The sequence below is a fragment of the Streptomyces sp. NPDC041068 genome (genome assembly GCF_040647455.1).
In the GTDB taxonomy this organism is placed as follows: domain Bacteria; phylum Actinomycetota; class Actinomycetes; order Streptomycetales; family Streptomycetaceae; genus Streptomyces.
The window spans coordinates 254715-263766 of the sequence record NZ_JBEZCG010000016.1; the positions used below are offsets into that span (position 1 = coordinate 254715).

Here is a 9052-nt window from a genome sequence, read left to right on the forward strand (position 1 = left end):
CTGACGTTTCGTCAACTTCCGTTTCCGTGCGCGGTGTTGCTGTTTCAGGGCGTGTGTACGTGATGGAAGCGGGCCGCGGTGTGCAGGTCCGCCTCGATCGCCGCCGCCGTCGCGCGCAGCTCGGGGAGTAGGGCATCGCGGGTCTCGGCCAGGGGCGCCGTGCCCGCGTGCTGGGCGACGTTCAGGGCGGCGACCACCCGGCCCGCCGCGTCCCTGACCGGCACGGCGACCGAGCGCAGGCCCTCCTCCAGCTCCTCGTCGGCGGTGGCGTGGCCGTCGGCGGCGGCCCGCTCCAGGACGCGGGCGAGCTCGCCGGGGTCGGTCACCGTGCGCGGGGTGAGGGCGCGCGGCGGCGTCGACGCGAGCCGGCGGGCGCGCTCCGCCGCGGGGAGCCCGGCGAGCAGGACCCGGCCCATGGCGGTGGCGTACGCGGGGAAGCGGGTGCCGACCGTGATGTGGACGCTCATGACGCGGACCGTCGCCGCCCGCGCGACGTACAGGATGTCCGCCCCGTCCAGGACCGTGACCGATGCCGACTGGTGGACGCGGTCGGTCAGCGCGCGCAGATGCGGCTCGGCGAGCTCGGCGAAGGTGAGGCGGGACAGGGCGGCGTGGCCCAGTTCCAGGATGCGGGGGAGCGGGCGGTAGAGGCGGCCGTCGTGTGCCGCGTACCCCTCCAGGACCAGCGTGTGCAGGCAGCGTCGCGCGGTGGCCCTCGGCAGGCCCGTGGCCGCGGCGATGTCCGTGAGCGGCAGCCCGTCCCCGCGTGCCTCTCCCAGCGCGCGCAGCACGGCGAGACCGCGCGCGAGGGACTGCAGGAACTCGGGCCCGAGCTCGGCCTTGGCGGCGACGGGGTCGGCGGGTGAGGGCCGCTCCGGCACCGGCCTCTCCCGCTCCGGACCCACCCGCTCCGGACCCACCCGCTCCGGCCTCTCCCGCTCCGGCCTCTCCCGCTCCGGACCCTCCCGCTCCGGCCTCTCCCGCTCCGGACCCACCCGCTCCGGACCCTCCGGCACCGGCCCCTCCCGCCCGTCCAGCTCCTCCAGGTGCCTCGCCTCGGCGCGCAGCCGGGGCAGCATCGCCTTCGCCAGCCCGTCCGCGGTGTGCCTGCTGGTGTGGCTCACGACCGACAGGGCGTAGCGGACGCGGCCCGCGGTGTCGTGCACCGGGACCGCCACCGCGATCAGGCCCGGCTCGATCAGCTGGTCGTCCAGGGCCCGGCCCGTCTCGCGCGCGTGGGCGACGCGGGCCGCGAGGTCCGGGGCGTCCTTGGGCGCGGGCCCCGGCGGCAGCGCGGGAAAGTCGTCCTCCGCGGGCCCCTGGGCCACGCGCGCACGCCACGCGGCCCACTGCTCCTCGTCCCACGCGGCCGCGAACAGGGCTCCTGGCGCGCACCGCTCGGGCGGCAGCAGATCCCCGATGCGGAAGGCCACCGACATGGCGCGGCGCCGGGCGGCCTGCGTCACGAAGCGGACGCCGTCGCCGTCGGGCACGGCAAGCGACACCGACTCGTCGAGCTCGTCCGCGAGCCGTGCGGTGCGCGCCGCCACCTCGCCGGTCAGGCCGCTGGCCGCGAGGTAGGCGTTGCCGAGTTCCATCAGGCGCGGGGAGAGGTGGAGCTCCTGGCCGCGTACGCGTACGTAGCCGAGCCGGACCAGGGTCGCCACGACCCGGTCGACCGTGGAGCGGGCCAGGCCCGTGGCGCGCGCGAGGTCGCCGGCGCGGGCCCCGTCCGCCAGGGTGAGCGCGCGCAGCACGGCGAGGCCGCGCTGCAGGGGGCGTACGGACTCTTCCGGCACTGGGGCGCTCCTCGTCTCGCGAAATCGGGTGCCGCACGACCGTTGACAGCGCACGGCCGCGCCCAGAGACTCCCGTCAGCACATTATGAACGAAAGTTCACCAGGCGAACAAGCCGAGGCGAAGAGCCGGGACGAAGAGCCGGGACGAAGAGTTGAAGGGGCGATCGATGCGCACCACCGTCGGGATCATCGGGGCAGGACCGGCAGGTCTGCTCCTCGCCCGCCTCCTGCACAACGCCGGCATCGAATCCGTCGTCCTGGAGAGCCGCGACCGCGCCTACGTGGAGCGCCGCCAGCGTGCCGGGATCCTGGAGCAGGGCACCGTCGACGTCCTGCGCGAGGCGGGCGCGGGCGCCCGCATGGACCGCGAGGGCCTCCCGCACGACGGCATCGAGCTGCGCTTCGACCGCCGCAGGCACCGCGTCGACTTCCCCGCGCTGACCGGCGGCCGCTCCGTCAGGGTCTACGCCCAGACCGAGGTCTGCAAGGACCTCATCGCCCTCCGGCTCGCCGACGGCGGCCCGCTGCTCTTCGAGGCCGAGGCGCTGGCCGTGGAGGGCGCCGACAGCGGGAGTCCCCGCGTCCGTTTCCGGCGCGAGGGGCGCGAGGACACCCTCGTATGCGACTACGTAGTGGGCTGCGACGGCTTCTGGGGCGTGGCCCGCAAGGCGGTACCCCAGGCGCTCTCCCGGACCTTCGAGCGCACGTACCCCTTCGGCTGGCTCGGCATCCTCGCCGATGTGCCGCCCTCGCACGACGAGCTGGTCTACGCCCGCCACGACCGCGGCTTCGCCCTGCTCTCCATGAGGTCGCCGACCGTCACGCGCGCGTACCTCCAGGTTCCTGACGGCACGGACGCCGACGACTGGGGCGATACGGAGATCTGGGACGAGCTGGACCGCCGCCTGGAGACCGACGACCCGGCGTGGACGCTGCGGCGAGGTCCCGTCACCGCCAAGTCCGTCACGCCCATGCGCAGCTACGTCCACGAACCCATGCGCCACGGCCGGCTCTTCCTCGCGGGCGACGCCGCGCACATCGTCCCGCCGACCGGAGCGAAGGGCCTCAACCTCGCGGTCGGCGACGTCGTCACCTTCGCCCGCGCGCTGACCCTGCTCCGCGACAAGGGCGACGCGAGCCGCCTCGACGCGTACTCCGAGACCTGTCTGCGCCGCGTCTGGCAGGCCGAGCGCTTCAGCTACGCGATGACGACGATGCTCCACCGCGCGCCCGACGCCACCCCCTTCGACGACCGCATCCAGCGCGCCCGGCTCGACCGGATCACCACCGCGCGCTCCGCCGAGGCCGACCTGGCGGAGTCCTACACCGGATTTCCCTTCGACGAGCTCAGCTGAGAGGAAGCGCGCCCCGTGAATCCCCCGAACCCGGCAGGTCCGGCTCCCCGCGAACGCACCTTCAGATCCGTCGCACCCGTCATATCCCTGTGCTGGCTCGTGGTCTTCTTCGACGGCATGGACGTCAACATCTACGGCGCCGTGATGCCGCACCTCATCGACGACGACGGCCTCGGCTTCACCGCGTCGACCGCGGGCACCATCGGCTCCTGGACCACCTTCGGCATGCTCATCGGCGCGCTCGGCTGCGGCAGCCTCACCGACTGGGCCGGGCGCAAGCCGATGGTGACGGGCAGCGTCGTCCTCTTCTCGCTCGGCTCCGCGCTGTGCGCGCTCGCGCCGAGCGCCGCCGTCTTCGGCGCGGGGCGCTTCGTCTCCGGACTCGGGCTCGGCGGGCTCATGCCGATCGGGCTCGCGATCGTCGCCGAGTTCGCGCCGCCGCGCAGGGCCGCGCTCGCCACCGGACTGATGATGACCTCGTACCACGCGGGCGGCATGGTCGCGACGGGCCTCGGGCTCGCGCTCGGCCCCGACCACGGCTGGCGCGTCGTCTTCTGGTTCGGCGTGATCCCCGCGGTGATCGCCGTCCCGCTGGTTCTCAAATGGCTGCCCGAGTCGCCCGGCGTGCTGCTCGCCAAGGGGCGCACGGAAGCGGCCGAGGCCGTCGCCGCCCGCTACCGCCTGCCCGTCCCGACGTGCGCCGATGCCCCCGAGGCCGGTGCGAAGGGCCGCTTCTCCGCCGTCGCCTCGCTCTTCGGCCCCGGGCAGCGGCTCGCGACGCCGCTGATGTGGATCGCCTCCTTCGCCGGACTGCTCCTCGTCTACGGAGTCTCCACCTGGCTCCCCGAGCTGATGCGGGCCTCCGGCTACTCCCTCTCCTCCTCCGACACCTTCCTGATGGTGATCAACGCGGGCGGCATCCTCGGCATGCTCGTCGCCGGGCGCACCGCGGACCGCTTCGGGGCCGTGAAGGTCTCCGCGGTCTGGTTCCTGCTCACCGCGTGCGGTGCCTTCCTGCTCAAGGCCCAGCTGCCGCTCGGCGTCGCCTACGCCATCGTCTTCGTCACCGGCATCTGGCTCTTCTCGGCGCAGGTCATGGTGTACGCGGCCGCGCCCTCCGTCTACACGCCCGCCCAGCGCGCCACGGGGCTCGGCTGGGTCACCGGCGTCGGGCGGACCGGTGCGGTCGTCGGGCCGTGGCTCGGCGGGGCGGTCGTCGCGGGCGGGAACGCCTCGCTCGGCTTCACCACGTTCGCGGTGGCCGCGGTCCTCGGCGCGGTCGCCATCTCGCTGGTGCCACTCGCGCGGCGGAACGGTTCCGATCCGGGAACAGTGCGGCCGGTCCCGGGCGTTCTCCGTCACAGTGAGGGAAAGATCCTCCCCAAGCACTAGGCTCATCCCTTTGCCTACGCATTACTCTTGAACCAAAGCCACGCACGGTGGCCATGGAGGAGTGAAATGAGGAGCAGTAACCCGGTCTTCTCGCGACGGGGGTTCAGCCGCGACAACGGCTTCGCCGGCTTCGGCCAGCAGCCGCAGGCCGGGGGACCCGCAGGCGGCGCGACCCAGACCCAGCAGGGCAACCCGTACGCGCAGGGCAATCCGTACGCCGGAGGCCAGCAGGCCCCTGCGGGCAACCCCTACGCCACCAACCCGTACGCCCAGCAGGACGTGCAGTACGGCGCCCCCCAGGCGCCCGTAACGACCTCGGGCCGCATGACGATGGACGACGTCGTCATGCGCACCGCCACCACGCTCGGCACGCTCGTGGTCACGGCCGCGCTCGCCTGGGCGCTGCTGCCGGTGGACGACGCCAACATCAGCAAGTCGTACGGCATCGCGATCGGCGCCGGCCTCATCGCGATGGTGCTCGGCCTCGTCCAGGCGTTCAAGCGCAAGGCGTCCCCCGCGCTGATCCTGACGTACGCCGCTCTTGAGGGTGTCTTCCTCGGCGTCGTCTCCAGCGTCGTCGACAACCGCATCGCGAGCGGCGCGGCCATGCAGGCCGTGCTCGGCACGATGGCGGTCTTCATCGGCGTCCTCGTGGCGTACAAGGCGGGCTGGATCCGCGTCAACCGTCGCTTCTACGGCTTCGTGATGGCCGCGGCGATGGGCTTCCTGCTGCTGACCGCCGTGAACCTGCTGTTCATGGTCTTCGGCGGCGGCGACGGCCTCGGCTTCCGCAGCGGCGGCCTCGGCATCGTCTTCGGCATCGTGGGCATCCTGCTCGGCGCGTGCTTCCTGGCCCTGGACTTCAAGCAGGTCGAGGACGGCATCGCGTACGGCGCCCCGAAGGAAGAGGCCTGGCTCGCGGCGTTCGGTCTGACGATGACGCTCGTCTGGATCTACATGGAGTTCCTGCGGCTGATCGCGATCTTCTCGGGCAACGACTGAGACAGACGCTGAGGGGGGCGCCGCACAGGCGCCCCACCCACCGAAGGGCCCGTGGACCGGAATCGGTCCACGGGCCCTTCGCCGTGTGGTGTGAGGGAACTGGTGAAGGATGTTCGATGCTCGGGGGAACGTGGTCAGAGGAGCTTGCGGGCGGCCCGCCGTAGGTCGTACTCGTGGATGATCGCCTTCGCGTGGCCGTACGCGAGGTTGTGTTCTGCGCGGAGCCAGCTGACCTTCTCCTCGAAGCGGAAGAGAGAGGGGCCTTCGTCCACGGCGCGGAGCCAGTCGGAGACTTCACGACCGGTGCAGTGGGGGATTCGTTCGAGCAGGTTGCGGTGGGTCTCCTCGGAGAAGACTTGGGACATCGGCGCCTCCGGACGCGTCGCGATGTGTTCCGTCCTTCACGACACCGTGCCTGAGCGTTGGGGCGTTGGCAACAGTCCCGCAAAGGCGCATAAGGTCGCGGGGTGCTCGATACGACGCCTTTGACGGCCGCAGTGGACCATTTCGCCGACCGCCTGCGGGCCGCGCCGCAGAGCCGCCTTCAGCGCGGCGCCGCGGCCGAAGCGCTGGCTCTGGCCAGGGAGTTGGCGGTGCGGGCCCAGCGCATCGAGGCGCCGGCCGCCGAGCCGCGGGAGATGCCGGACGCCGGGATGTTCGCGGCGGCCGATCAGATCACCGTCGCGGGGCGGGATCTGGCTCTTGTGCTGGAGGATCCCGCCGGGCTCGCGGAGGCGCTGGAGCTTGTCGCCGAGGCGCAGAAGAGAGCGGGGGTGTAGGGGCGTTCGGCGTCCGCGGGTGCGTCGTTGCCGGTCGCGCCCACGCGGCGGAGCCGCAGATCGATACGGCCCCGCGCCCCTGACGGGGCTAGACCGACGCGATGACCCGGTCCGCCAGGATGTAGATGTTCTCCGCGCCGCACTCGAAGGTCAGGGCGTACGCGCCCGAGATGCCGGAGCCGCCGAGCAGGAACGGGGTCTGGCCCTCGCGCAGGGCGGTGGCGAGGAGCTCCGCGGTCTCGCGGTGGCCGGGCGTCATGCACAGTGTCGTGCCGTCCGCGAAGACGTACACGTCCAGGGTGCCCAGCGGTCCTGGGCGGACGTCGGCGAGGGCGGTGCGGGCGACGGCCAGCTCCTCCAGGCACGCCACGGTGCGCTCGTGGTCGCCGTGCGCCTCGGAGGTCGGCGCCTGCACCGGCACGAAGTCCGGGTGCGAGGGGTGACGGCGGCGGGCCGCGGCCAACTCCGGTGATTCACCGGCGAACTCATCGGTGGCCGCCGGGTCGGCGAAGGGCTCGATCACCGGCTCCAGGCTGTCCGACTCGATGCCGGCGAAGTCGGCCTGGCGCGGCAGGAACAGCTCGTCGGCGATGCCGTCGGGGATGCCGGGCAGTCCGGAGAGGAGCGAGGGCCCTTCCGAGCCGTCGCGGGCCTCCTGGGCGGCCCAGAAGGCGCGGGCCTCGGCCAGCTCCCGCTCCCGCTCCTCGGCGAGCGCCTCGGCCACGGCCGCGCGTATCTCGTCGGTGTCCACGTTGGTACGGGCGCCGGGCACCGCGGGGTGCGAGGCGCCGGCGGCACGGCTGTCGGCCAGCTCGGTGCGCAGGGCTGTGATCTCAGCGAGCTGCTTCCGCAGGCCGTGCACTGCGTGCAGGGCGGCGGCGCCCACGGCCGTGGCAGCGGCCGTGGAGAGCAGCAGGGCAAGAGGCAAGGCGCTCACTGACGTACTCCCGGTTTCAAGTCGACCCCCGACTTCCTACATCAGCTTGAAGCCTGCACGATCCACCTGTCAGTGCATTACGTCACGAATTGGACAGGTCTTTGGGCCCGGGGTTTATCCACAGATGTGCTCTGAGCTGGGCATATGTATCTCCCCCAGGAGATAGGTCACATCCTGGGGGAGATTGGGTCACGAACAGATTCAGAGACTGAGCGTCAGTTCTGGGAACTGTGTGTCAGCGGTGAACCCGGCCGGCCGAGGCGCCCGGTGACTAGCTGAGGCGCTCGATGACCATCGCCATGCCCTGGCCGCCGCCCACGCACATCGTCTCCAGGCCGAACTGCTTGTCGTGGAACTGGAGGGAGTTGATGAGCGTGCCGGTGATGCGGGCGCCGGTCATGCCGAAGGGGTGGCCGACCGCGATGGCGCCGCCGTTGACGTTGAGCTTGTCGATGTCGATGCCCAGGTCGCGGTAGCTCGGGATCACCTGGGCGGCGAACGCCTCGTTGATCTCGACCAGGTCGATGTCGTCGATGGTGAGACCGGCGCGCCGGAGCGCCTGCTTGCTCGCCTCGACCGGGCCGAGGCCCATGATCTCGGGGGAGAGGCCGGTGACGCCGGTGGAGACGATGCGGGCGAGCGGGGTCAGGCCGAGCTCGCGGGCCTTGGTGTCGCTCATGATCACGAGGGCGGCGGCGCCGTCGTTCAGCGGGCAGCAGTTGCCGGCGGTGACCAGTCCGTCGGGGCGGAAGACGGGCTTGAGGCCCTGCACGCCCTCCATGGTCACGCCCGCGCGCGGGCCGTCGTCCTTGCTGACGACCGTGCCGTCGGGGGTGGTGACCGGGGTGATCTCGCGCTCCCAGAAGCCGTTCTTGATGGCTTCCTCGGCGAGGTTCTGCGAGCGGACGCCGAACTCGTCCATGTCCTGGCGGGTGACGCCCTTGGCGCGGGCGAGGTTCTCCGCGGTCTGCCCCATCGCGATGTAGGCGTCCGGGATCAGGCCGTCCTCGCGCGGGTCGTGCCAGGTGGAGCCCTCGGACTTGGCGACGGCCTCGGTGCGGGCCTCGGCGTCGGCGAAGAGGGGGTTGTGGGTGTCCGGGAGCCCGTCGCTGGTCCCCTTCACGCTCCGGGACACCATCTCGACGCCCGCCGAGATGAAGACGTCGCCCTCGCCCGCCTTGATGGCGTGCAGGGCCATGCGGGAGGTCTGCAGCGAGGAGGAGCAGTAGCGGGTGATGGTGCAGCCCGGGAGGTGGTCCATGCCCATCTGTACGGCCACGATGCGGCCGAGGTTGTGCCCCTGCTCGCCGCCGGGCAGACCACAGCCCAGCATCAGGTCGTCGATGTCCTTGGGGTCGAGCTCGGGAACCTTGGCGAGGGCGGCCTCGATGATCGTGGCGGTCAGGTCGTCGGGGCGGAGATCCTTCAGCGAGCCCTTGAAGGCGCGGCCGATGGGGGTACGGGCAGCGGAAACGATCACGGCTTCGGGCATCACGCGGCTCCAGTGACGGGGGGCAGGACTCACTGGGAAGTTACCCGCACGTATTGCTGCGGGTCACTGGGTCGGGGCTGTGACGCGGGACGCATTTCTAAGCGGGCGCTCAGGCCGCGGGGTCCTGGGCGGGAGGGGTGCGTTTTCGTCTGGGGGTTCGCTGTGGTTGCTCGCGCAGTTCCCCGCGCCCCTTTCAGGGGAATACGGTGACGCTAGCTCCTGCGGCACACGTCGGCATGACTTAGGGGGTCCGGCCTTGCCCCGTGCGTACCTCACGGCCGTACACTGACCTTTTG

At 71.9% G+C, this 9052-nt stretch carries 8 protein-coding genes; 4 read left to right on the forward strand and 4 right to left on the reverse strand.

Going from position 1 to position 9052, the window contains the following annotated elements; all coding sequences use genetic code 11:
• Positions 1 to 44: 44 nt before the first annotated feature.
• A complete protein-coding gene (locus AB0B50_RS33250) occupies positions 45 to 1799 on the reverse strand; it encodes an IclR family transcriptional regulator C-terminal domain-containing protein (protein ID WP_362339524.1) in 1755 nt (584 codons plus the stop codon).
• A gap of 167 nt (positions 1800 to 1966) precedes the next feature.
• On the opposite strand from AB0B50_RS33250, the gene AB0B50_RS33255 reads away from it, so the two are divergent.
• The 3 genes from AB0B50_RS33255 to AB0B50_RS33265 all read left to right on the forward strand — a co-directional run bounded on the left by AB0B50_RS33255 (position 1967) and on the right by AB0B50_RS33265 (position 5548).
• Positions 1967 to 3154: a 4-hydroxybenzoate 3-monooxygenase gene (locus AB0B50_RS33255; protein WP_362339525.1), complete on the forward strand. Its 1188-nt coding sequence runs from the start codon at positions 1967 to 1969 to the stop codon at positions 3152 to 3154.
• Between the two features lie 15 nt (positions 3155 to 3169).
• Complete coding sequence (locus AB0B50_RS33260) at positions 3170 to 4546, forward strand: MFS transporter (RefSeq protein ID WP_362339526.1); 1377 nt, start codon at positions 3170 to 3172, stop codon at positions 4544 to 4546.
• Positions 4547 to 4612: 66 nt separating this feature from the next.
• Positions 4613 to 5548, forward strand: coding sequence for a Bax inhibitor-1/YccA family protein (locus AB0B50_RS33265; protein ID WP_362339527.1), 936 nt, complete (start codon positions 4613 to 4615; stop codon positions 5546 to 5548).
• Positions 5549 to 5682: 134 nt separating this feature from the next.
• Here the strand turns inward: AB0B50_RS33265 and AB0B50_RS33270 are convergent, their stop codons facing one another.
• Positions 5683 to 5913 (reverse strand): DUF4287 domain-containing protein, encoded by a 231-nt coding sequence (locus tag AB0B50_RS33270; protein ID WP_362339528.1) that lies wholly within the window; start codon positions 5911 to 5913, stop codon positions 5683 to 5685.
• 102 nt (positions 5914 to 6015) lie between these two features.
• Between AB0B50_RS33270 and AB0B50_RS33275 the strand changes: the two genes are divergently transcribed.
• On the forward strand, positions 6016 to 6327 hold the full coding sequence (locus AB0B50_RS33275; RefSeq protein WP_362339529.1) for a hypothetical protein: 312 nt from the start codon (positions 6016 to 6018) through the stop codon (positions 6325 to 6327).
• Between the two features lie 88 nt (positions 6328 to 6415).
• Here the strand turns inward: AB0B50_RS33275 and AB0B50_RS33280 are convergent, their stop codons facing one another.
• Together AB0B50_RS33280 and AB0B50_RS33285 are read right to left on the reverse strand one after the other, a co-directional pair.
• Positions 6416 to 7264, reverse strand: coding sequence for a hypothetical protein (locus tag AB0B50_RS33280; protein WP_362339530.1), 849 nt, complete (start codon positions 7262 to 7264; stop codon positions 6416 to 6418).
• Between the two features lie 271 nt (positions 7265 to 7535).
• Positions 7536 to 8756 (reverse strand): acetyl-CoA C-acetyltransferase, encoded by a 1221-nt coding sequence (locus AB0B50_RS33285; protein WP_362339531.1) that lies wholly within the window; start codon positions 8754 to 8756, stop codon positions 7536 to 7538.
• Between the last annotated feature and the right edge of the window lie 296 nt (positions 8757 to 9052).

What these genes read in the sequence shown, in the direction of transcription:
- AB0B50_RS33255 (WP_362339525.1), top strand. Translation starts at nt 1,967, where the DNA reads ATGCGCACCACCGTCGGGATCATCGGGGCAGGACCGGCAGGTCTGCTC.
- AB0B50_RS33265 (WP_362339527.1), top strand. Translation starts at nt 4,613, where the DNA reads ATGAGGAGCAGTAACCCGGTCTTCTCGCGACGGGGGTTCAGCCGCGAC.
- AB0B50_RS33270 (WP_362339528.1), bottom strand. Translation starts at nt 5,913, where the DNA reads ATGTCCCAAGTCTTCTCCGAGGAGACCCACCGCAACCTGCTCGAACGA.
- AB0B50_RS33285 (WP_362339531.1), bottom strand. Translation starts at nt 8,756, where the DNA reads ATGCCCGAAGCCGTGATCGTTTCCGCTGCCCGTACCCCCATCGGCCGC.